21 protein-coding genes are annotated in these 22,558 nt (G+C 30.1%); 15 read left to right on the top strand and 6 right to left on the bottom strand.

The genetic code is table 11. The features are described from left to right. The first annotated feature begins 224 nt into the window (after positions 1-224). The 5 genes from ACKF5P_RS04960 (at position 225) to ACKF5P_RS04940 (ending at position 5,243) form a co-directional block, all read left to right on the top strand. Positions 225-1,508: an MFS transporter gene (locus ACKF5P_RS04960; protein ID WP_408956384.1), complete on the top strand. Its 1,284-nt coding sequence runs from the start codon at positions 225-227 to the stop codon at positions 1,506-1,508. Between the two features lie 111 nt (positions 1,509-1,619). Then, the gene (locus ACKF5P_RS04955; protein WP_408956383.1) at positions 1,620-2,252 is read left to right on the top strand and encodes a corrinoid protein; all 633 of its coding nucleotides are present in this window, start codon (positions 1,620-1,622) and stop codon (positions 2,250-2,252) included. Positions 2,253-2,386: 134 nt separating this feature from the next. Next, positions 2,387-3,184 (top strand): methyltetrahydrofolate cobalamin methyltransferase, encoded by a 798-nt coding sequence (locus tag ACKF5P_RS04950; protein ID WP_408956382.1) that lies wholly within the window; start codon positions 2,387-2,389, stop codon positions 3,182-3,184. Positions 3,185-3,359: 175 nt separating this feature from the next. Further along, on the top strand, positions 3,360-4,385 hold the full coding sequence (locus ACKF5P_RS04945) for a UDP-N-acetylmuramate dehydrogenase (protein WP_408956381.1): 1,026 nt from the start codon (positions 3,360-3,362) through the stop codon (positions 4,383-4,385). Positions 4,386-4,529: 144 nt separating this feature from the next. After that, positions 4,530-5,243, top strand: coding sequence for an N-acetylmuramoyl-L-alanine amidase (locus ACKF5P_RS04940; RefSeq protein WP_408956380.1), 714 nt, complete (start codon positions 4,530-4,532; stop codon positions 5,241-5,243). 1 nt (position 5,244) lies between these two features. On the opposite strand, the gene ACKF5P_RS04935 is transcribed toward ACKF5P_RS04940, so the two are convergent. Beyond that, positions 5,245-5,682, bottom strand: coding sequence for an FxsA family protein (locus ACKF5P_RS04935; protein WP_408956379.1), 438 nt, complete (start codon positions 5,680-5,682; stop codon positions 5,245-5,247). Between the two features lie 284 nt (positions 5,683-5,966). On the opposite strand from ACKF5P_RS04935, the gene ACKF5P_RS04930 reads away from it, so the two are divergent. From ACKF5P_RS04930 to ACKF5P_RS04905, 6 genes are all read left to right on the top strand, one after another. Then, positions 5,967-8,456 carry a DUF3656 domain-containing protein gene (locus tag ACKF5P_RS04930; protein WP_408956378.1) on the top strand — a complete coding sequence of 830 codons (2,490 nt, stop codon included), beginning with the start codon at positions 5,967-5,969 and terminating at the stop codon, positions 8,454-8,456. Between the two features lie 160 nt (positions 8,457-8,616). Next, entirely contained in the window at positions 8,617-9,351 is a 735-nt protein-coding gene (locus ACKF5P_RS04925) for an N-acetylmuramoyl-L-alanine amidase (protein WP_408956377.1), read from the top strand. 36 nt (positions 9,352-9,387) lie between these two features. Further along, positions 9,388-10,443 (top strand): divergent polysaccharide deacetylase family protein, encoded by a 1,056-nt coding sequence (locus ACKF5P_RS04920; protein WP_408956376.1) that lies wholly within the window; start codon positions 9,388-9,390, stop codon positions 10,441-10,443. A gap of 488 nt (positions 10,444-10,931) precedes the next feature. Next, positions 10,932-11,549 (top strand): 4Fe-4S binding protein, encoded by a 618-nt coding sequence (locus ACKF5P_RS04915; RefSeq protein ID WP_408956375.1) that lies wholly within the window; start codon positions 10,932-10,934, stop codon positions 11,547-11,549. A gap of 128 nt (positions 11,550-11,677) precedes the next feature. Then, entirely contained in the window at positions 11,678-11,875 is a 198-nt protein-coding gene (locus ACKF5P_RS04910) for a DUF1858 domain-containing protein (protein WP_408956374.1), read from the top strand. Between the two features lie 73 nt (positions 11,876-11,948). Next, positions 11,949-12,623 (top strand): Crp/Fnr family transcriptional regulator, encoded by a 675-nt coding sequence (locus ACKF5P_RS04905; protein WP_408956373.1) that lies wholly within the window; start codon positions 11,949-11,951, stop codon positions 12,621-12,623. Between the two features lie 31 nt (positions 12,624-12,654). On the opposite strand, the gene ACKF5P_RS04900 is transcribed toward ACKF5P_RS04905, so the two are convergent. The 4 genes from ACKF5P_RS04900 to cooS form a co-directional block, all read right to left on the bottom strand. Next, complete coding sequence (locus ACKF5P_RS04900) at positions 12,655-13,212, bottom strand: hemerythrin domain-containing protein (protein WP_408956372.1); 558 nt, start codon at positions 13,210-13,212, stop codon at positions 12,655-12,657. Positions 13,213-13,246: 34 nt separating this feature from the next. Beyond that, positions 13,247-13,483, bottom strand: coding sequence for a DUF1450 domain-containing protein (locus tag ACKF5P_RS04895; protein WP_408956371.1), 237 nt, complete (start codon positions 13,481-13,483; stop codon positions 13,247-13,249). 21 nt (positions 13,484-13,504) lie between these two features. Further along, the gene (gene adhE, locus ACKF5P_RS04890) at positions 13,505-16,087 is read right to left on the bottom strand and encodes a bifunctional acetaldehyde-CoA/alcohol dehydrogenase (protein ID WP_408956625.1); all 2,583 of its coding nucleotides are present in this window, start codon (positions 16,085-16,087) and stop codon (positions 13,505-13,507) included. A gap of 191 nt (positions 16,088-16,278) precedes the next feature. Beyond that, complete coding sequence (gene cooS / locus ACKF5P_RS04885) at positions 16,279-18,198, bottom strand: anaerobic carbon-monoxide dehydrogenase catalytic subunit (RefSeq protein WP_408956370.1); 1,920 nt, start codon at positions 18,196-18,198, stop codon at positions 16,279-16,281. A 471-nt stretch (positions 18,199-18,669) separates the two neighbouring features. Here cooS and ACKF5P_RS04880 point away from each other — a divergent pair, with 471 nt between their 5' ends. The 4 genes from ACKF5P_RS04880 (at position 18,670) to ACKF5P_RS04865 (ending at position 21,213) form a co-directional block, all read left to right on the top strand. Then, positions 18,670-19,455, top strand: coding sequence for a methyl-accepting chemotaxis protein (locus ACKF5P_RS04880; RefSeq protein WP_408956369.1), 786 nt, complete (start codon positions 18,670-18,672; stop codon positions 19,453-19,455). A gap of 76 nt (positions 19,456-19,531) precedes the next feature. Further along, positions 19,532-19,720 (top strand): DUF362 domain-containing protein, encoded by a 189-nt coding sequence (locus ACKF5P_RS04875; protein ID WP_408956368.1) that lies wholly within the window; start codon positions 19,532-19,534, stop codon positions 19,718-19,720. A gap of 120 nt (positions 19,721-19,840) precedes the next feature. Further along, positions 19,841-20,494 (top strand): hypothetical protein, encoded by a 654-nt coding sequence (locus ACKF5P_RS04870; RefSeq protein WP_408956367.1) that lies wholly within the window; start codon positions 19,841-19,843, stop codon positions 20,492-20,494. Further along, positions 20,494-21,213: a class I SAM-dependent methyltransferase gene (locus ACKF5P_RS04865; RefSeq protein WP_408956366.1), complete on the top strand. Its 720-nt coding sequence runs from the start codon at positions 20,494-20,496 to the stop codon at positions 21,211-21,213. Before ACKF5P_RS04870 ends, ACKF5P_RS04865 begins: the two co-directional genes overlap by 1 nt. Positions 21,214-21,277: 64 nt before the next feature. On the opposite strand, the gene ACKF5P_RS04860 is transcribed toward ACKF5P_RS04865, so the two are convergent. Then, the gene (locus ACKF5P_RS04860) at positions 21,278-22,399 is read right to left on the bottom strand and encodes a hypothetical protein (protein ID WP_408956365.1); all 1,122 of its coding nucleotides are present in this window, start codon (positions 22,397-22,399) and stop codon (positions 21,278-21,280) included. Positions 22,400-22,558: the final 159 nt, after the last annotated feature.

Genomic DNA, 22,558 nt, shown 5'->3' with positions numbered 1-22,558 from the left:
TCTTTATTCAGTTATTGTAAATAATTATAACAGCATCCTTGGGGAATGTCAAAGAAAAAAATTATTTTTTTAATAATAGTTAATTATGGATTGTCATTTGTTGATTAATTAGCTAAAGATTTAAGGGCACCCAATAGCAATAAAATCTAAAATCAAGTATAAACAAGCAAAGATTGTTTAACTATAAATAATGGTTTTATATTTTTTAGAAAGTAGGAGATATAATGGAACAAGAAGAAAAAGAAAAAATAAGAAAAAAGATTGAAAGAGATTATAAATTTAATTTCTGGATCAGTATCGGAGAAGGAGCATTTTATACATTAGGTATAGGAATTGTAGCAGTCAATACAATTCTACCCTTATTCGTTAGACAGCTGACTGAATCTAAATTTTTAGTAAGCTTAATTACAGGGATTTATATATTTGGACTTCATTCTCCACAACTTCTGTCTGCTAAATGGATAGAAGGTGTGGAAATTAAGAAGAAGTACGTCTTAGGAATAGGAATTTTTCAAAGGTTACCTTGGTTATTTTTATCATTACTAACTTACTTATTATTTCCTGATAATCAAAGCTTGTTGTTAATTTTATTTTTTATATTATGGGCATTTCATAATCTTTCCTCTGGTTTAGTTGGCCCGCCATGGTTTGATATGACCTTTAAAGTTATTCCGCAAGAAAGAAGAGGTAGGTTTTTTGGTTATCGAACATTTATAAGTAGCATTTTAGAGGTTTTAGGAGCGTTTGGAGCTGGCTATATAATTAAATTCTTTGAATTTAGAATAGGGTTTATTTTATTATTTTCATTAGCGTTTATAAGTAAGATGCTTTCTTACTTATTTCTAATATTTATTAAAGAACCTGCTTATAGTGTTGAGCAGAAAAAGGAAAGTGTTAGAGAATATGTGCAACATTTGAAAGATATTTTGCAAACACAAAATAATTATCGCAACTATATATTAGCTGCTATTTTAGTCCAATTTATTGGTATGTCTAATGGATTATTTACAGTTGCAGGAATAGAAAGGTTGGGTTTATCGATAAAGGAAGCTAATGATTTGGTAGGTACTTTTACAATTATTTCAATTGCAAGTAAGAGTTTAACCAATGTTTTATGGGGTTATGTAGGAGATAATTATGGACATAAGCTAGTTATTATACTAGCAGCTCTCTTTAATGCCGCCGGGGTATTAGTTGCTTTCTTTGCTCAACAACGATTTGCATTTTATTTAGTATTTGTTTTGACAGGAATAGCATTGGGTGGAAATAGTGTATCTTTTATGACAATAATCCCTGACTTTTGTTCTAAGATTCAAGAACGGCCTATTTATGTGGGATTAACCAGTACAATTGTTGGATTAACTGTAACTTTTATTTCTTTATTAGGAGGATTTTTAGTAGATTTATATAACTATCGAATTGTGTTTGGAATTACATTTGTAATGATTAGCTTAGGAGCAATCTTTTTAATCTTGAAGGTAAAAGATCCTAAGTCTTTGAACAATTAATTAAAAACCAAAAATTAATAATTATGTTGAAATTTATATAAGCTTTAATTATAATAAGATACAACTAACAAATTTACTTAAATAATTTATTATTAAGGAGGATTATAAATAATGGGTAAAATTAAAAAAATTACTGAAGAAGTAATTGCAGGAAATGTTGATGGAGTAACTGAGTTAACAAAGGGGTTAATAGATGAGGGAGAAAAGCCAAGTGAAATTATTAAAAATGGATTAGTTGCAGGGATGGATGTTGTAGGGGGGCGATTTAAAAAGAATGAAATGTTCGTACCGGAAGTTTTAATTGCTGCTAGAGCAATGGATGCAGGAATGGCTATAGTTAAACCGCTACTAACTGAAGGAGAAGACAGTTCTATTGGAAGAATAATTATGGCTACAGTAGAAGGTGACTTACATGATATTGGCAAAAATTTGGTAGCAATGATGCTAGAAGGAGCTGGATTTGAAGTAATTGATTTAGGAGTAGATATATCAGCAGATGAATTTGTAGAAGCAGTTAAAGAGTATCAACCTGATATTATTGGCTTATCGGCATTATTAACTACAACCATGCCAGTTATGGAAGAGACTATCAAATCTTTGGAAGAAGCAGGAATTAGAAATCAAGTTAAGGTTATGGTTGGTGGAGCACCAGTCAGCGAAGATTTTGCAAATGAAATTGGTGCTGATGGTTATGCTGCTGATGGCAGTACTGCCACTGATATAGCTAGGGAATTTGTAAGCTAAACAGATATAAAATCTAAGTTTAAGGAAAATCTCAACCTTTAAGTTTTTAACATTTGCTTTAGCCTATATTGTAATTAGATTTCGATTTGAATCTAATTGACTTAAAATATGAAAAATAAAAAGGAGGCAATCAAATGATTGTTATCGGAGAATTAATTAATACAAGTAGAGAAGGGTTAGAAGAAGCAGTAAAGAATAGAGATGTAGAATTTATCCAAAATCTAGCTAAAAAACAAGAAGAAGCAGGAGTAGACTATATTGATGTTAATTGTGGTACTTTATTTAAAGAGGAAGTTGAAGCTATGAAGTGGCTAGTAAATATAGTACAAGAAGTAGTTGATGTTCCGCTTTGTATTGATAGTCCCAATCTTAAAGCACTTAAGGGAGGCTTAGAAGTCCATAAGGGAAAAGCACTAGTTAACTCTATTTCTGCTGAAAAGAAGAGGTTTAAGGAAACTTTAAAAATTATTAAGGAGTATGATGCAAGAGTAATTGCTTTAACAATGGATGATGAGGGAATGCCAAAGAGTGCAGAGGATAGAATTAGGGTAGGAAAGAAATTAATTGAAGATTTAACGGCTGCAGAAATTGCTGAAGATGATATCTTTATTGATCCAATCATTAATCCAATAGGCACAGATCAACAAGTGGGGCAATATATATTACATGCAATTGAAGAACTTTCAAGAGAGTATCAAGATATTCATATTACTGGTGGTTTAAGTAATATATCTCATGGATTACCACAAAGACATTTATTAAATAGAACATTTTTAATATTAGCAATGAGTAAAGGATTAGATAGTGCAATTATAGATCCTTTAGATCCAAAAATTATGGCATTATTAACTGCTGCTAATACTTTATTAGGAAATGATCAGTACTGTACTGATTATATTCAAGCATCTAAAAGTGGAAACTTAGATATTTAAATTATTAAATAAATTGTTAAAATAAAGGTGGCGAAATTTTGCTATCTTTATTTTGATTTTTAATTATCCTTATATTATTGATGGATTTAAGTATTAATAATTGAGTGAAAAACTATTATAATCTCAATAATTTAAATATAATAAGATTAGCAACTAATAATTAGGGAGGTAAAAGATGAATAACTCTGTTGAAATTGAAAAGTTGTGCCAAAAAAATGTCCCGTTAGCACTACATTCCTCTTATCAAATAGGAGGAAAAGCAGCTTATTTTGCTGAACCAGAAACTACAGAAGAACTACTTAATTTACTTAATAACTGCAAAAAAGTTGGGTTAGATTATTATATCTTTGGATATGGCACTAATATTCTATTTCCCGATCAACCTAGGGATAATCGAATCTTTATTTCATTAAAAAGATATATTGAAAGTAAGTTCAACAATGGAAGATTGTTTCTTTCTGCTGGGGTTCCTTTATCATTAATTTCATTGATCGGAGTCATAACCAATAAGACTGATTTTCAATTCACTTATTTATTACCTGGTTCGGTAGGAGCTGGGATCTATATTAATGCCAAGTATTATGAAGAACAAATTTGTGATCTACTAAATACTATTTACTATTTAGATTTAACTAAAGAGAGATTATCTTTAGAAAATATAACGGTTGAACAGTGCGAATTTGACTATAAAAAATCTATTTTTCAAAATAAATCATGGTTAATTGTAGGTGCTGATTTTAATCTAGTCGATTGCAGTCAACAAGAAATTAAAATGATAAACAGATTATTATCAAAAGTACAAGATAGAAATTTAAATTTATCATCATTAACAGAATTTAAATCTCTTTTTAGAACTGAACTAAAAAATTTAGAGGCCGAGTTAGGTATTGATTGTGACTATCTTCAAGATATTAACCAATTTAGACAAAATAGAAATCACTTCAAATATCCTTGTTGTGGCTCAGTTTTTAAGAATAATCAGTCATATGGCATTTCTACTGGAGCCTTGGTTGACGAATTAGGTTTAAAGGGAAAAAAATATGGTGGAGCAATGATTGCACCATATCATGGTAATTTTATAATTAATCATAATCAAGCTCAAGCATCTGATGTCTTATATTTAATCAATTTAGTTACTGAGTTAATTGATAAAAGATATGAGTTTATTCCTGAAACAGAAGTTATTATCGTCGAAAAGTAAGACATAAATTAATTATTAAAATCAATTTATGAAATAATTGAACTAATGTTCAATTATTTCATAGTCACTTATGACTATCATTAATAAAAAATAAAATAATAACATATCTATTACCAATAAAACTTAAAAGAAGAAAGGAGAAAAATGATATTCTTAATTAAAAAAGAAAAATTATTTATTTTATGTTGTTGTTTTATTTTAGGTGGAATTACATTCTTCACAAAAGAAAGAATAGTTACTACAATACCAACAACTAGTTCTAATAAAACGCTAGAAGGGATAACAATTGTTGTTGATCCAGGTCATGGTGGGATAGATAAAGGGTCTAATTATGAAGATATATTAGAAAAGGATATAAATCTTAAAATTGGTTTAGAATTAAAAACATTGTTAACTAAACAAGGGGCAAGAGTGATTATGACTAGACAATCTGATACAGCTTTAGATCACCAAAATAAAACTTATAGTAATAGACATAAACGTGATTTACAGGCAAGAGTTGATATTATCAATCAAAATCAACCTGACCTATTCATTAGTTTACATGTTAACTATTTTGGGAGAAAATTTAGAATCAGAGGGCCAATTGTTTTTTATCAAGACCATAAAACTAAAAATAAAGTCTTAGCAGATAAGCTACAGACAAGATTGAATTCGATTGAATATGAAGGGGTTGAGATGCTTAACAATTCGATATGTAAAGGGGATTATTATATTTTAAATAATACTAAATATCCCGGTGTTTTAGTTGAAATGGGATTTATCAATAAAGAGATTGATCGCTGGTTATTAACTCGTCAGCAATTTCAAAAATTATTAACCCAACAAATTTATCGGGGAATTTTAGATTACTTATAATCTAATCATCTTCTATTGTAAAATTTATTTCTTCTTTATTGTTACCAGAAGAGAAATGGAAACTACCAGTAGTAATTAATCTTCTTAATCTATCTTTAGTTAATAACTTTATTTTACTTCTAGTTATTGGAATAATACAAGCAAATCCAGCTAAATCACTCAACAACCCTGGCGTAATTAACATTGCTCCTCCGATTAAGATTAATAAACCATCGACTAAGTTATCAGTTGGCATCTTTCCTTGTTCTAAAGAAACATTTATCTTACTGACTGTTGATATTCCTTCAAGTCTAGTTAATTTGGCCCCAATAATTCCTGTAATTGCAACTAATAAAACAGTAGGTACTGCTCCCCAAAATTGACTTAATTTGATTAAAAGGGTTAACTCAAGTAATGGAATAACTGTAAAAAGCAAAACCAATTTAAGCAAAATAATCACCCCGTAGTTAATTATTAGTTTATTATACTCAATCTTTTCTAAAAGTGTTTATAGTAATTTTAACCAAGATCTATTTTTTAGCTATATGTTCAGTTGTTATATAGTCACTTATGAACAAATTCAAATTTAAAATAATTCAATTAAAATTAATTCTTTAATTTTAATTGAAAGTAAGTTATTATTAACATAATACAATATTTTAAGTTTAAGACTAAATCTATTTTATAATATAATTTCAACTTTAATTGCTAACAATAGAGAATAAGAAAGGGGTTTAAATTGAAATGTACAATTATATAGAAAATAAACCAGAATTATTATCTCCAGTAGGAAATCAAGAAAGTTTACTAGCTGCTATTAATAATGGTTGCGATGCAATATATTTGGGAGGGAAAGCTTTTAATGCTCGACAGAGAGCTGATAACTTTGATTTAAAAGAACTTAAAGAAGCAATTGAATATGCTCATTTAAGAACAGTTAAAGTCTATCTAACTGTTAATACATTGTATAAGGATGATGAATTAAAAAATGTAATTAAATTTATTGAACAAATTTATAAATTTGGGATAGATGCAATCATAGTTCAAGATTTGGGATTGGCTCGACTAGTTAGTCAAACTCTCCCTAAACTAGAGTTACATGCTAGTACTCAATTGACAGTTCATAACTTAAAAGGAGTAAAGTATTTAGAAAGTTTAGGATTTTCTCGAGTTGTATTGGCTAGAGAATTGACTTTAACAGAAATTGAAGAGATTATTCAAAATACTAAGTTAGAAGTTGAAACATTTATTCATGGAGCATTATGCATTTCTTATTCGGGCCAATGCTTATTAAGTAGCATAATTGGTGGACGAAGTGGTAATCGTGGACTGTGTGCTCAACCATGTCGTTTACCTTATACAGTAGTTGATTTAGAAACTGAAGAAATTCTTAATAATAAGTTTTCTAAACAACATTTGCTTAGCCCTAAGGATATTAATACTTTAGAGTTAGTACCTGATTTGATTGAAGCTGGCATCTCATCTTTTAAGATAGAAGGAAGAATGAAACGCCCAGAGTATGTAGCGGTAGTAACAGAAAAATATCGTAATTACATAGATCAATATTTCAATCAACAGGGAAGGTTTGAAGTAAATGATCAAGATCAAGAAGAGATTAAACAACTCTTTAATCGTGATGGATTTATTCCTGGTTATTACTTAGGAAAAGATAACTTAGATTTAATCAGTTATCAACGACCAAAAAATTGGGGGATCAAAGTTGGAAAAGTAGTTGATTATAACCAACAAAATAAAGAATGTAAAATTAAATTAGAAGAACTAGTTAATGAAGGGGATGGAATAGAAGTTTGGACTGAAGAAGGTAAAAATCCGGGTTTAACTTTATCGAAACCCGAAAAATTAACTGCTGAATTCTTAGTTGTGAAGATCAAAGGGAAGATAAAACCAGGCGATTTAGTCTATCGAACTTCGCAAAAGAAATTATTGGATAGGTTACAAAAAAGTTATCAAGATATAAATCAACAAAAAAGGATAGCTATTTTTGGTCATTTATCAGCTCATTTAGACCAACCACTCCAACTTAATCTATGGGATCAAACTGGTCATCATACTACTATCAAAAGTGATTTCTGTCCAAAAATAGCTAAAAAAGAACCAATTACGGAAAAAGATATTAAAGAACAGTTGACTAGACTAGGGCCAACCCCTTATCAATTACTTGACTTAGGTATTGAACTTGGCCCAAATCTTTTTATCCCATTATCTAAATTAAATCAATTGCGGCAATTAGCAGTCAAAGATTTAAATCAACAGAGAAAAAAAGAGTTTCTACCTACTTATAAGCAGAATGATTTTGAAGTTGAAATTCCAGAATTAAAAAGTAAACCAGCAATTAATAATAAACCAAAGCTAAGTGTTTGCTGCAATAAACGAGATTATCTAATTGAACTAGCTAGTTTATCTGAAGTAGATAGAATTTATTATGAAATTAATAATTTAACTGATCAGGAAATTTTAACATTAATTGATCAAGTTAAAGCTAAAACAAAAGAATTATTTATTAAATTTCCACGCGTTGCTCGACAACAAGAAATGATAGATATTAAAGAAAAAATTGAGTTATTAGAGAAAACAAAAATAGATGGTTATCTAGTTTCTCAACTAGGGGTAGCAGAGTTATTATTAGAAACTAAAAAAATATTAGTAGCTGATTATCCACTCAATAGTTTTAATAGTTATGCAGTTAATCATTGGCAACAAGAAGGTTACCAAGGAGTAACTCTATCACCTGAACTTAATTTAGATGAAATAAAAGAAATAACGCGTAACAATCAAATTGAAACTGAGTTAGTTGTATATGGTTATTTACCTGTTATGATCAGTGAATACTGTCCAATTGGAGCTGTTAACAAAGAGTTTGATTCTAAACGGAACTGTAAGCAAGACTGTTTAAGAGATAAAAAATATGGTCTAAAGGATCGTAAGGAGTATCTTTTCCCAGTCATCACCAATTGTACTTATTGTCGAACAATAATTTATAATTGTTATCCATTATATCTATTAAATTATTTGCCAGAAATTATTAAGACAAGAAGTGATTTTTATCGTTTGGGGATTAATTGGGAAGAGAAAGAAGAAATGATCAAGATAATTAAAAATTATTATCAAAAGATTAATAATCCTAAAACAAATAATAAAGAGATGGATCTACTTAATTATAAGTTTAAAAAAGAAGGATATACTAAAGGTCATTTTTATCGAGGTGTTGAATAGAATAGTTTGAACTATTCTATTTGGAATTATATCCAGTTGTTATATGGTCACTTATGAACAAAAATCACAAATAAAATTACATTATACAATTATAATATAAAACTTCCTTGAATACTCTAAAATTAAATAGTACCCAAAAAATAATTAAGGAAGTGTAATTATGATTATAATATTTAAAAAAAGAAAATTATACTTAACCATAATTCTCTTTTCTATCTTACTTTTTTCACTACAAAATCTTAAATTAACAAAAAAAATTATTGAAACTGATCCACTTGCTGATAGAACAATTGCAATTGATCCAGGGCATGGGGGGGTAGACGGAGGAACCAGTTATAATAACTTATTAGAAAAAGATCTTAACTTAAAGATTGGTTTAAAATTAAGAGATTTATTAGAAGCAAAAAATAATCTAACTGTAATTATGACTAGAGATAAAGATACTGCTTTGGATCATCTTAATCAATATTCAAAAAGTAGACATCAGCGTGATCTAATGGCTAGAATAGATATAGTTAACCAAAAAGAGGTAGATCTATTTATCAGTTTACATATTGATGCTCGAACTGGTCAACCTGAAATGCAAGGGCCAACTGTTTTATATTACCCTCGCCATAGAGAAAACCAAAAAATAGCAGAAATATTACAGAAACATCTCAATCAAATTAATTACCCCAACTTTAATCCCCCTACCCACCATATACATCAAAGAGATTTTTATATCTTAAAAGCTAAAAAGACACCAGGAGTAATTATTGAATTAGGATTTATCACTAATTATTTAAATAGAAAATTACTACAACAAGATACTTATCAACAAGCACTGGTTAAGGCGATTTACAAAGGTATTGAAGAGTATTTTTCTAGTTTTAGTTTTCTGACAGGTAATTTTTAATTTTAAATTAAATAAAGTTTGGAGTGTTAAGCTAAAATGATTTTGATCATTAAAAGAAAGTATTTTAAATATTTGTTTATATTTTTATCTTTTTGTTTAGTCCTAATTTTTTTAAACCATATAACTATACCTGATAAAGAGGTAGATAAATTATTAGTTGAAACAATAAAAGATAATATTAAGGAAGATAAACTAATAAAAAATATAGGTTATCAAAAAGGAGTACTTTATCTTGATTTAGTAACTAAAGTTGAAAGTTTTGATATAATGGAACAATTTTTTCTGATTGAGTCTTTACTGACTACACTAGCAGATTTACCAAAGCTAGAATATGCTCAATTTTTAATTGAAGGAGAAAGAAAAAAACTATCTCCTTATTTAAATTTAAAAAAACCAATTAAACTACGCCATCAAGCAGCTCGAATAGCAATTATCATTGATGATTTTGGAAATAGAGCGGAAGGAACAGAAGGGATGCTTAATTTAGAACAAAAAATAACAGTTGCTATTATGCCTTTTGAGAAAAGATCACAACAAGAAGCAAAAGAAGCAAAAGAAGCTGGATTTGATGTAATTATTCATCTACCGATGGAACCAAACAACGGCAAACGAAGTTGGTTAGGACCAAAGCCAATTATGACAACCTTATCAACTAAAGAAATAAAGAAAAGAATGGAAGAAGCAATTATAGATATTCCTCAAGCAATTGGTTTTAACAATCATACTGGTTCTAAAGCTACTGCTGATAAAAGGGTTATCAAGGCAGTATTAGAAGTTGCTAAAGCCAATGGCTTGATAGCAATAGATAGTCGAACCAGTCCCAAGTCAGTAATTGGAGAGATAGGAGATAAATTAGATATTCCAGTGATAAAAAGGGATCTCTTTTTAGACTTACAATCAGACAATGAACATATAGAAAAAGCAATGTTAACTTTAGTAGGTATGGCAATTAAAGAAGGAGAAGCAATAGGAATTGGACACGTTGGCCCGCAGGGTGGAATAAAAACTTTAGATATATTAAAAAAATTATTACCTAAATTAGATGAAAGAGGAATAGAATTTGTAGGTGTTGGCGATTTAATAGACAAATAAAATTTTTACTAACACTATTAAGAATTATTACATATATTATAATGAATTTATAAAAAAAGGAGGGAAAGAACGTGTCTGAAACTCAAAGAAGAAGAAGACCTATTATTGGTGATGAATTTGCATTTGTACTCTTTTTAATCTTGATCTTGTTAGTAATAGGCATGTATTAAATTAAGCAACAAATATCAATATACTCACATAGCTCCTATGGTTAAGCAGATTAAAAGAAAGGAAGACAAAAGATGCCTCACCATTATGAAATATACATGGTCTTTTTAATCTTGATTTTATTATTACTGGGTATTTAATAATAATTAAGGGGAAGGAGTTGATCAACTAACTCCTTCTCTTTAATTATTTTAAATTTAAATTTTGAAATAAAAAAGTAAAAATGTGATTTTAATCATATAAAAGAAGTTTATTATTCGTTATAATCAAAAGAGAAAAAGTAGTAGTATAATAACTGACCATTAAAAAGGGGGGATAAAATGGAAGAACTCTATCAAATTAATTGTTGTCGCGGTTTGGAAGGCAATTGCTCTAATGCATTAGCTAACCTTAAAAATTTAAAAGAAAAAATTATAAAAATACTACATAAACTTAACTTTACAAATGAATTAGCAGCTACAATTGTTGGCCCGCAAAGGCATCATCATCTATTTAAAATTAACATTGCAGCTTGTCCAAATGGTTGCACTAAACCTCAAATTAAAGATATTGGAATTATAGCTAATAAAAAGATTGAATTTATAACAAATAAATGTATCTATTGTAAAAGATGTATAGAGACGTGTAAAGAAGAGGCTATTAATCTGATTAACCAACAAATTATTTTAGAGAAATGTCTTCAGTGTGGACAATGCGAATCAGTCTGTCCAGTAGAGGCTTTAAAAGAAAAAAAACAAGGCTATCAATTATTACTTGGAGGGAAACTAGGTCGACATCCTAGATTTGCTCAAAAGATACACTCAGATATTATAACGAAAAAAGATTTAATCTTATTGATAGAAGATAGCTTAAAATGGTATTTAAACCAACTAGAAGAGTATACCAAGTTAGGGATTTTACTATCTAGAAAAGAAATTGAACCCTTTAAAAGGTTTTAAGAAAATTAGATAGGTATTAATAAAAACTTAAAAAATATTACCAGTTTATAATTATAATATGATTTTACTAAATGAGAGATATTATAATTAATATATAGTATTTAAACTGCAAAAGGAGGCTATTAAATATGAAGATCAAAAAAGATGAAATCATCTCCAAAGTGCTACAAAAACATCCAGAAACAAGTGATGTTTTCCAAAGCTTTGGAATGCATTGTTTAGGCTGTCCAACTGCCACAGGAGAATCAATTGAACAAGCTGCTCAAGTTCACGGAATTGATTTAGAAGAGTTAATATCAGCTTTAAATGAAAAAGTAACCAAATAACCAATAATTATTGACTTAAACCCCTGAAAAAGGGGTTTTTTATGATATAATAATAAAAAAAGGAGGGAATTAAATGACTGAAGTTTCATTACAAGAATATAACTATTTCTCTGAGTTAACATCTGAAGAAGCAAAAGAGATCAAAAAAATTATCCATACTAAAGAATATAAAGAGGGAGAAATAATTTTTTTTGAAGATGAGCCAGGAGAAGCTTTATTTTTAGTTCAAGAAGGAAAAGTAAAATTGATTAAGATGATAGAAAGTGGAGAGGAGCAAATACTTAATATTTTAAAACAGGGAAGTATGTTTGCTGAAGTCGTTTTATTTGATGGTGGAAGATATCCTGCTACAGCAATAGTCTTAGAAGAGTCAACAATTGGAATCATTAATAGAAAAGATATGATACAATTAATAGATAAAGTCCCAGATATCGCTTTAAAGATACTTAAAGTCATGAGTAAAAGATTAAGAAGAGCTCAAAACATGGTTCAAAACTTAGGATTAAGAGATACCACCAGTCGAACAGCTAGTATTTTAGTTTATTTAGCAAAAGAGCATGGGATTACCAACCAAGAACAAGTAAAAATAAATTTGTCATTAACACAGCAAGAATTGGCTAATATGATCGGAACCTCACGTGAGACAGTATCTAGAGTACTCAATAAATTTAAAGCTGAAAAATTAATTTTTACTTCAAGACAAAAGATTATTATTACAAATTTAAAAGGGTTAAAAGAATTTATTTAAAACAATTAGAAAAAAGACTTGAAAGTTTAAACTAACTTTCAAGTCTTTTTTCTAATTTATCAATTAACTCAATATAGTTTTGTTGTAAATCTTTTTTGTAAGCTTTCTTTTCAACTTTTTCGCATTCTTTTTCAACTTCTGCAAGAATCTCTTGGGGGAGGTTTTTTTCTGCGAAAGTATAAATAGCATTATCTTCTTTATCTATATGACGATAGAGTAAATCTGTATAAGAAATCGCATTAGCAATAATATCAACTTTAGCATCATCATTGCCGTCTTTTACATCAATTAAAGCTTTTTCTAAATTGCTGATAAAAAGTCTACCTAAATCATGTTCAGAAAACATTCCCATAATAGGATCAGTAATCAGATCTTGATCTAATTCTTGTTTCATCCTTTCAAATAGAATTTCTTCTTCTTTATTATGGTGATGCTGATCAGCATAATTTCGAACAAACTTGATAGCATCATAAAAGCTTTCATAATCTATTAAATCTTGATTTAATATTTTGAGGCATAGTTTTCTGATGATTTTTAAAACACGCTTAATATTATTATGCTCTTCAATTAACAAGGTTATTGCTTTCATAATCTTAATTCCTCCTATTCCTTGTTGATGGCTATTATTTGACAGTAGTAGGCTCTAATTCTTTAAGAAGCTTTTTATGAAGTTCATCAGAACTTGCAGCTTGAATTAAATCACCATCAAGCAAAGCAAAAGGGCCAACTGCACAATCAGCACATAGACCTAAGCAAGCTTTTACTTCTAATTGAAGATCATCTATTTCACGTTGAATCTTTTCCGCTATTTGACCACTACCAGTTGAAAAGTTATTCTCACAAAATTGAATTTTTCTCATTGATCTCACTCCTTGTATAAATTAGTTTAACCCTTGATAGGCCTGTTTATAGATCTCTATTAGTTCTGAGATTAAAGGCCGCCTTGGATTAGCACCTGTCGATTGATCGCTATAAGCAATGGTTGCCATTTCTTCTAATTCATCTTGAAACTCTTCTTCTTCAATGCCTGCTTCTGCTAAGCTTAAAGGTACATTTAAGTTTTTCATTAGATCCTTGATAGCATTAATTAAACTTTTAATTTCATTTTCTTCAGTAAAATCTAACCCTACCCACTTAGCAATTTTTTTATATTTTTTAGTAGCTTGCGGATAAGAATAATTAGGATAATGAGCTATTTTAGTTGGCATTTGTGAATTATATTTAATAACATGAGGTAATAAAATAGCATTTGCTAAACCATGAGGAATCCTAAATTTCCCTCCTAAAATATGAGCCAAACTATGATTGATACCCAAAAATGAATTAGTAAAAACTATTCCTGCAATACAAGATGCATTATGCATCTTTTCTCTAGCTAGCTGATTATGTTGGCCCTTCTGATAAGCTTGAGGTAGATAATCAAAGACCAACTTAATTGCTTTTAGTGCTAATGGATCTGTATAATCAGAAGCTAGAATAGAGACATATCCTTCAATTGCATGAGTTAAGACATCTAATCCAGTATGAGCAGTTACTTGAGGAGGTAAAGTCATAGTTAGCTCGGAATCAATAATTGCTATATTAGGAGTCAATTCATAAGAAACTAAAGGATACTTGATATTATTTTCTTTGTCAGTAATTACAGTAAAGGAGGTCACCTCAGAGCCTGAACCACTTGTAGTTGGAATTGCAATTAACTTAGCTTTTTGTCCTGACTTAGGAAATTGATAAGTACGTTTTTTAATATCAGTAAAACGTAACCTTAAGTTTTCAAAACGAAGTTCAGGATTTTCATAAAAAAGCCAAATTCCTTTAGCTGCATCCATAGGAGATCCGCCACCAAGAGCAATAATTAAATCAGCTGCGAAATCTTTAACAAATTCTGTTCCTGTTAAAACTGTTTCTACCGAAGGGTCAGGTTCCACAGCACTGAAAACTTTACAATCTATTTCAGCTTTCTTTAAATGTTCAACAACCTTTTCAACATAACCTAAATCCTTCATTACTTGATCAGTAATAATCACAGCTTTATCTCCTTCTAATTTACGTAAATGGAGTAAGGAGTTTGGTTCAAAATAGATCTCTGGTGGTATCTTAAGCCATTTTCTTTCTCTTTTTCGAGCTGTAATACGCTTGATATTATATAGATGTTCCACACTGACATTATCTGTAGTTGAGTTACCCCCATAAGTTCCACAACCTAATGTTAATGAAGGAGTTAGGTGATTATAAAGATCTCCAATTGCCCCAAAGGTAGTAGGGGTATTGATCAATAACCTACCTGCTTGTAACTTATCACTAAATTGATCGATTATTTGTTGATCTTTAGAATGAATAGCTGCCGTATGACCTAAACCTTCAAATTCAGTGACAGCAACTGCTTGCTTGATACCTTCTTTATAATCTTCTACTCCCATCAAACCAAGAATGGGACTTAACTTTTCTCGAGAAAGAGGGTAATCAGGGCCAACTCCTTCCAATGGAGCTACTAATAGAGTAGTATTAGAGGGAACTTCAATATCAGCCATTTGAGCAATATCAGTAGCACTCTTTCCTACTATATCTGGATTCATAGCATGAGTTTTAGGATCAATAGCTATCTGTTCTAATTTCTTACTTTCTTTTAGGGTCATGATATAAGCATGATGCTCTTCTAATCTCTCTTTAGTTTCAGCCAATATTTTTTGATCTACTATTAAAGTCTGTTCAGAAGCACAGACAGTTCCATAATCGAAGGTTTTACTCATTACAATATCATTAACTGCTTGCTTTAAATCACAACTTTGTTCCAGATAAGCAGGAACATTGCCTGGGCCAACACCAATAGCAGGAGTGCCCGAACTATAAGCTGCTTTAACCATCTTAGTTCCACCGGTTGCTAAAACCAAACTTACATCACTATGACTCATTAACTTGTTAGCTACTTCAATAGAAGGAGGATCAATCCATTGAATACAACCCCTTGGAGCCCCAGCATTTATTGCTGCTTGTAATAAAGTCTTTGCAGCTTCTACACAACAGAGTTGAGCTTTAGGATGAAAACTGAAGATAATTGGATTACCTGCTTTAAGAGCAATTAATATTTTATAGATGGTTGTTGAAGTAGGATTTGTCATTGGAACTAAGGCGGTAATAATCCCCACCGGTTCAGCTATTTCAATTAACTTTTCTTCTCGATTTTTCTTGATTACTCCTATCGTCTTTTTATCTTTGAGATTATTATAAATATTTTCAACTGAATATATATTTTTAACTATTTTATCTTCATAAAGTCCCATACCAGTATCTTCAACAGATAATTTAGCTAATCTCATATGATCTTCAAGACCTGCTAGAGCCATATGACGTACTATCTTATCAATCTCACCTTGATTCATCGTTGCTAATTGAGCTTCTGCTTTTTTAGCTCTATCGATTAGATTAGAAATATTTTCTTCAATTTGTGATTTTTCTGTAATTTTAATCTCCTCCTAGCTCTACTCTTTAAATTTAGTATCGAAAAATAGGAATCAGATTATTCTTGGTAAGTTTTGATAGATAGCTGTTCTATATGATACAGTTACCAGCTGACAACTGATAGCTATGGTATAAAAGTAACATAACTAAATAACTTTAAAAAACAAAAAGTTCCCTTGGGAACTTTTTGTTTTTCTATTTAAAGACCAAGTTCTTCTCTTTTTTTCATAATATGTGCTTCAATTCCATCAGCAGCTTCTTTAGGATCATTTCCTAAAGCAACCTTTCCTCCTGTCAGCTCTTCTAAATCTTCAGTCAATAATTTAACTAACTTTGGCCCGCCAGCAACTGGAGGAGTAGGAGATAGATGAGTATATAACCCATATGCTAACGCAAACATAGCATCGATAGTTGCTTTTTGCTCTAGATACTGGGGAGCAGTTACTGCTACTGGTAATTGAGCAGTATCTACTTCTAAGAAGTTAGCAAGTTCAGTTACTAACATTGAGATTCTTCCCGTATCAGTACAGGTTCCAAAGCTAAGAACTGGTGGAATATTAAGCTGTTCGCAGACAGCTTTTAATCCTTCACCGGCTTGTTCAGCTGCTTTAAGATCAGCTAGTCCGGCTACTTCCAATCCGTGGTTACCACATCCACCACTGACAATTAATATATCCCGTTTGATTAACTCTTTAGCTAGGTTGACTGTCATATAATCATGTGGCCCATTAGCTAAAGTAGTACAGTTGACCAATCCGACAACTCCTTTAATATTACCTGCTTTGAGAACATCAACTAAAGGATCTAATTTTCCTCCCAGAGCGTTAATAACTGCTTCAGTAGAAAAACCTGAAATAGCTTTTTGGACTCGCTGTGGTACATGTGGAGTTACATTCTCCCTTCGTTGTTTGAAGTTATCTATTCCCATATCAATTAATTTTTGTGCTGTATCTCCTACTTCTGTTGGTTTATAATCATAGTTATCTTCTACTCCTGGAATTCTTACCAAATCATTAACTGAAACGAGTTTGACCTGATATTTTTCTTCGTAAGGCTTTAAATTAGGTGGAGAGCAGTTTTCATCCATAGCAAAGATATCTACTGCACCAGTAGCTAAGACAGGTTCAATCGCTAACCAGTTACCGATCAACCCTCTAAATACTTCATCTATTTCAAAACGTTGTAATAATTCTTGTCCAGTTTCTATTGAGCCAATTACTCTAACTCCTTTTGCTCCAGCATCTTTAGCTTTCTGTTGAATTTGAGGATCACGAGCAGCATAAATAGTAGCAACTGCTGTCCAGGGTTCATGTCCATTGAACATAATATTTACATAATCAGGGTCTAAAATCCCCATATCTGTATCAACTTCATGGGGCATAGGAGTACCAAATAAAATATCTTGAACCATTTCCAGTCCTAATTGTGCTCCATAGATTGTAGCAATTCCAGCTCGTAATGCTTTCCTTGCTAGAGAGAAATGATCTCCATCGACATTTGTTAAACAACTGGCCGTTGCATCTTTAATTTCATGCATAACTCCCACAGGATAGATAGCTAGATCCTGCCATACTTTTTTACGGGGTTCTGGGGCAAAAATTTCTACCATTGCAGGAGGATCATCATAATCACTGCTCAACTGATCAATTAAAAAATCTGCTAATTGAATAGCAATTTCTTCTTTGGTTTGAGAAGTATCAACCCCTACTGCTTCTGCCATCCAATTTAGCTTTTCTTCATCAGTAATACCGAAAGGTGTTTTTCCTTCTCCGGTAGACTTAAGGGTTCTAAAAGCATTATAAGCATGATGGGCATAAGTACTGGTACCCATAATATTTCTTAATAACATATCACGCATTGCCATTGCATCAGGATCAATCCCACAGTCACCAAGTTCTGCTCCTACTTTTTCTGAAATTCGACATGGGCCATTTGTACATAGTTGACAGCTGACTCCATCACTACAAAATCCGCAACGGATTTTTTCTTGGGGATCGAAACGATCAAAAACATTACTCAATCCATCCTGATGAATCTTTTCATACATTTCATTGACAGTTTCATGAACACTAACTTTGCCATCAGTTAACTCTTCAATACCTGGTATTAATTTTGCCATTAATCTACCTCCTTGGATATGTTAAAAATCTACCTTTAGTATTTAGAATGATTTGAAAGATTATACATCTATTACAAATAAAATGACCTTCAGTTATAGACTAAAACTAAACTTACAATAATCTGCTTAATAATAAAATAACCCAGGGTTTCCCCTGGATTATTTATTCTTTGAAAGAAGGTTACTTTTTAAGCATTCTCCTTAGCAGATAAATCCCTGTAACTGCTAAGACTTTAGTATAGATTGATTTTGAATTTGAGTTTGAAGACTTTCTATTGAAAATATCACTTAGAAAGCCTTCTTTGCGATTAAATAAGTTCATAAAACGCATTTTTATTCCTCCCTTCAAAGTCATAGTTATTATTAACTTAATTTAAATAAAGTATTCTATTTTAATTTTTGTGATAATTCTCATAGTAAACTTTGTTAAAGAATAGTAAAATCAAATTAAAGTGAGAGGGGGGGATTGTTTTGTTATTTATAAATAAAAGTAATCATTATAAAAGTGAGATTCAAGAATTGGAAAGAGAAAATAAAGAACTTAAAGAAAAGTTAGAAGCACAAAAACAGAAACTAACTGAGTTAAAGAAAGCACTAGCAGAAGCAGATAGTTGCCAGAATAGATTATATAAGTTAAAAGATGATGTTAAAGGACAGATTAATCAGATGATTGAGGAGGATGATTGGATTATTAGTCAAGTAAATCAAATTAATAAAGATGTGAAAGAGGTTTTAAATGAAAATAAATTAGGAGAAGAGATCATTACTGAAATGGAATCTAAACTAAATGCTTCTACAACCGAGCTGGACCAATTTTATTCTAACTTTACTGAATTGCATGAAGAAATTAATAATATTGCCTACTTTGTAGGGGAAATAAAAAATATTGCTAATCAAACTAACTTGTTGGCTTTAAATGCTTCAATTGAGGCAGCAAGGGTTAATAAAGGTAGCACTGGCTTTTCAGTAGTAGCAGAAGAAATCAAGAGTTTAGCAGTTAAGACTGCTAAGTTATTGAAAAAAATTATTAATAGTACTAAAAGGATTTATCAATTGCTGAATAAATCTAAAAAAAGTATTAAAAATTTAATATCTAAAATTGAAGACAGTGAAGAAATTACAAAGAAGGTAGATGTTCACTTCTCTAATATTACATCTTTAATCGATGACGTCTTTACAAAAATTAGTGATATTAACCAGGCAGGAGAGGAGCATTTAGGCTTAGGGGAGGAGATTATTAATAATTTAACTTGGTGATGTGATTTAAATCAATTACAAATGATAGATATTACTTTATAATAAAGATATAATAATTAAACAAGGAGGAATTAATATGGCTTATCCCATAGTTAATGAAGAAGAATGTATTACTTGTGGTCTTTGTGAATCTACCTGCCCAGCTAATCCTAATGTCTTTGAAATTGAAGATGTATCTAAAGTTGTTAATCCAGAAAGTTGTGTTGGCTGTGAAAACTGTGTTAGAGAATGTCCTCTTGGTTGTATTAAGTTAAAAGAAAGTTAAGAGGTTATAATAATGGGCAGAAGTTTCTTATATTGCTATGAAACCAAAAATAAGCTTTCGTAATAAATTTAATAATGATTTCTAATAATATAGGTAATAGTGAGATGAGGAGTGAAAAAAATGAGTTTAAGACTAGGAGAAATTCATAATTGGCTTTACAAGCAAATTATGATTATTGAAGAGCGTGAAGTAAAACTATTAACAAATTTTAAAGAGCAATATGGAAAAAAAGTAGATCCATTAACTAAACAATTGCGAGAAGAATATGGTCAATTAAAAGCTGAACAGCCACTAGAGAAGTTGATAGGGGAAGAGCATATCCATCCTTGGTTAGAAGAGGCAATTACTACTGCTCAAACTCGAGAAACAGCTTGTGTTAAAAAATTAGTGGAAGAGTTTTCGAATGAAACCTTATTAAGAAAAACTTATTATAAACAAGGGCAAGAGTTGGCCCGGGAAATATGGCAGGAGAAGCAAGAAAATAATCTAGAATTGGCCTTTAGAGCATTAAAGAATAATTTTTTAGAAAGAATGCCTTGTGATAGATTATCAACTATTGTTATAAATGAAGAGAATAAAATAGTTTGGCGGCATCATTCGAAATTACATACTGAGTTTTGGAGTGAAGTGGATTTTTCTATCAAGTTAATGCACCAGTTATATCAAATTTGGATAGAAGGTTTTATGGAAGCAATTAATCCAGCAATTAAGTGCCAGCGTCAAATCGAAAAAGATTATTATGATGATCTCTTCTTTTGGGAGGAGGAAGGTTAATGAAATTTTATCAAGAATTTAGTCGCTATTATGATCATATTTTTCCTTTTAAAGAAGTTAAATTGCATTTTTTACAAGAAAACTTATCTGAAAAAGGAAAAGTTTTAGATCTTGCTACTGGTACGGGGACTTATCCTATTGCGTTAGCTAAGCGAGGTTATCGACTAACAGCAGTTGATTTAAGTAAACAGATGATTGCTACTGCTAATAATAAGGCTAAAGAAGAAGGAGTTAGCATAGATTTTCAGAATGAGGACATAAAAAAAATTGATGCTTTGTATTCGATAGAAAGTTTTGACTTGATTAGCTGTATTGGAAACTCTTTAGTTCACTTAGATGGAGTAGATGAAATTAGAGAACTTATCAGCAAAATTTATTCTTTATTGAAAAAGGAAGGAACTTTTGCTTTACAGATTGTTAATTATGATCGTATTTTAGCTAAAGATATTACTAAATTACCTAGCATTGAAGGTGCAGATGGTATAAAGTTAATCAGAAATTATGAAAGTCAAGGGCCAAAAATTAATTTCAAGACTCTTTTAAAGACACCTAATGGTGAATTTAATAATTCAGTCTTGTTATATCCTTTAACCAGCGATAAATTAAGAGATATATTGGTTGAAACTGGCTTCAAAAAAATAAACTTATATGGTAATTTTCAGTTTGATGATTATAAACCATTAGAATCTTTTTCACTAGTTATTACAGGAAGTAAATAGGACTGATTGATTAACCCAACCTCGTCTAACCTATTTAGATGAGGTTGGGTCTTAATCTTAAACATTAGTGATCCTTTTTAGATTTTTCTAAATATCTATTTAATTTTTCATTTGCTTCATTAACTTTTAGCTCAAGGTTATCAGTTATTTCTATTGATGAATCCGTCTGAAAGATAGACCAAAGTGATTTTAATTCAGTATTTTCAACAATAATAATTTTTTTGTTATTGCTCTTAGGTTTAATTAAGTTATATTTAGCTTTAGAATTGAATAATTTCCAACATAATCGAGTTAATTTAATATTCTCACCTTTAATAGTAAATATTTTCATCAATTCTAATAGTTCTAGTTGCTTAAGATCAGTTTTATGATAATTGATTTCATCAAGAAAAAGATTGAGTGAAATTTGTTGTTGTAAAGGGTAATGGCTTAAGACAGCAATAGTATTTCTCAGCTTTTGAGCATATTTAGGAAAGAGTGTTTCTAATCCAACTAAGATCTTTTCATTATATGATGTATTAAGCCACTTATTAATATTATCACTTACTTTGTAGGTTGATTTTTCTAAGAGTTGATTTTCAAATGAATATAGTTGAATATAATCAAATAACTTATGATTAGAAATTGAACTGCAATTAAGTTTAGAAATGAATTTTTTTATCTTATCCTCTTTTAACTCATCAGAAGTAGTAATATAACCCAAAAAAATCAATAAATAGTGGAAAAATGAAGGGGTACACTTGATCTTCATTACTCTTTTAGCACTATCTAGAATAGGTTCTTGTTCAGTAGCTTTAGTAAAATTAGTTTCTTTAGAAGCTTTAGGTAAACTTTGCTTGGTAGCTAAAAGGTCTATTAATGATTTTTTAATATCATTGGGAAAATAACAAAATTCATTCTGCTCATAAATTAAACCTAAATCTACTAACATTTCATATGTAGAAAGTCGTAAGCCTTCCTTATTGATCGGTTCAGTTGAAATTAATCTTTTTATAGTTGATATGTCCTTAGATGGAAATTTTTTTTCGATTAACTCTTTAAGATAGGCAGGATCAGATAATTTTTTATTTATTTTTTTACTGATCCATGTTTTTGAAAAATTAGGTTCATAATAAATATGATGGTTTGCTGCAATTTGATTTAAATCCTCTCTATCTCTTCTTTTTAATGTTTCAACCAATTGCATTAAGATCTCTCCCTCCAAACTAAATTGAATACCATTTGAAATATCAAGGTATAATTGATTATTATTAATAATTGTACTATAATTATTATATGTTATTTAATGCCATAAAAAGTAGTAATTATAGTATTGATTTGAATTAAATTTTTGAAATTTTTTGCT

It is taken from the genome of Natroniella sp. ANB-PHB2 (assembly GCF_046097105.1).
In the GTDB taxonomy this organism is placed as follows: domain Bacteria; phylum Bacillota; class Halanaerobiia; order Halobacteroidales; family Halobacteroidaceae; genus Natroniella.
This window is presented reverse-complemented; position numbering and strand designations above follow the sequence as displayed.

Excerpts from the sequence above, each read along its gene's own strand:
- ACKF5P_RS04960 (WP_408956384.1), top strand. The coding sequence starts at position 225 with ATGGAACAAGAAGAAAAAGAAAAAATAAGAAAAAAGATTGAAAGAGAT.
- ACKF5P_RS04955 (WP_408956383.1), top strand. The coding sequence starts at position 1,620 with ATGGGTAAAATTAAAAAAATTACTGAAGAAGTAATTGCAGGAAATGTT.
- ACKF5P_RS04950 (WP_408956382.1), top strand. The coding sequence starts at position 2,387 with ATGATTGTTATCGGAGAATTAATTAATACAAGTAGAGAAGGGTTAGAA.
- ACKF5P_RS04945 (WP_408956381.1), top strand. The coding sequence starts at position 3,360 with ATGAATAACTCTGTTGAAATTGAAAAGTTGTGCCAAAAAAATGTCCCG.
- ACKF5P_RS04940 (WP_408956380.1), top strand. The coding sequence starts at position 4,530 with ATGATATTCTTAATTAAAAAAGAAAAATTATTTATTTTATGTTGTTGT.
- ACKF5P_RS04930 (WP_408956378.1), top strand. The coding sequence starts at position 5,967 with ATGTACAATTATATAGAAAATAAACCAGAATTATTATCTCCAGTAGGA.
- ACKF5P_RS04925 (WP_408956377.1), top strand. The coding sequence starts at position 8,617 with ATGATTATAATATTTAAAAAAAGAAAATTATACTTAACCATAATTCTC.
- ACKF5P_RS04920 (WP_408956376.1), top strand. The coding sequence starts at position 9,388 with ATGATTTTGATCATTAAAAGAAAGTATTTTAAATATTTGTTTATATTT.
- ACKF5P_RS04915 (WP_408956375.1), top strand. The coding sequence starts at position 10,932 with ATGGAAGAACTCTATCAAATTAATTGTTGTCGCGGTTTGGAAGGCAAT.
- ACKF5P_RS04910 (WP_408956374.1), top strand. The coding sequence starts at position 11,678 with ATGAAGATCAAAAAAGATGAAATCATCTCCAAAGTGCTACAAAAACAT.
- ACKF5P_RS04905 (WP_408956373.1), top strand. The coding sequence starts at position 11,949 with ATGACTGAAGTTTCATTACAAGAATATAACTATTTCTCTGAGTTAACA.
- ACKF5P_RS04900 (WP_408956372.1), bottom strand. The coding sequence starts at position 13,212 with ATGAAAGCAATAACCTTGTTAATTGAAGAGCATAATAATATTAAGCGT.
- ACKF5P_RS04895 (WP_408956371.1), bottom strand. The coding sequence starts at position 13,483 with ATGAGAAAAATTCAATTTTGTGAGAATAACTTTTCAACTGGTAGTGGT.
- cooS (WP_408956370.1), bottom strand. The coding sequence starts at position 18,198 with ATGGCAAAATTAATACCAGGTATTGAAGAGTTAACTGATGGCAAAGTT.
- ACKF5P_RS04875 (WP_408956368.1), top strand. The coding sequence starts at position 19,532 with ATGGCTTATCCCATAGTTAATGAAGAAGAATGTATTACTTGTGGTCTT.
- ACKF5P_RS04870 (WP_408956367.1), top strand. The coding sequence starts at position 19,841 with ATGAGTTTAAGACTAGGAGAAATTCATAATTGGCTTTACAAGCAAATT.
- ACKF5P_RS04865 (WP_408956366.1), top strand. The coding sequence starts at position 20,494 with ATGAAATTTTATCAAGAATTTAGTCGCTATTATGATCATATTTTTCCT.
- ACKF5P_RS04860 (WP_408956365.1), bottom strand. The coding sequence starts at position 22,399 with ATGCAATTGGTTGAAACATTAAAAAGAAGAGATAGAGAGGATTTAAAT.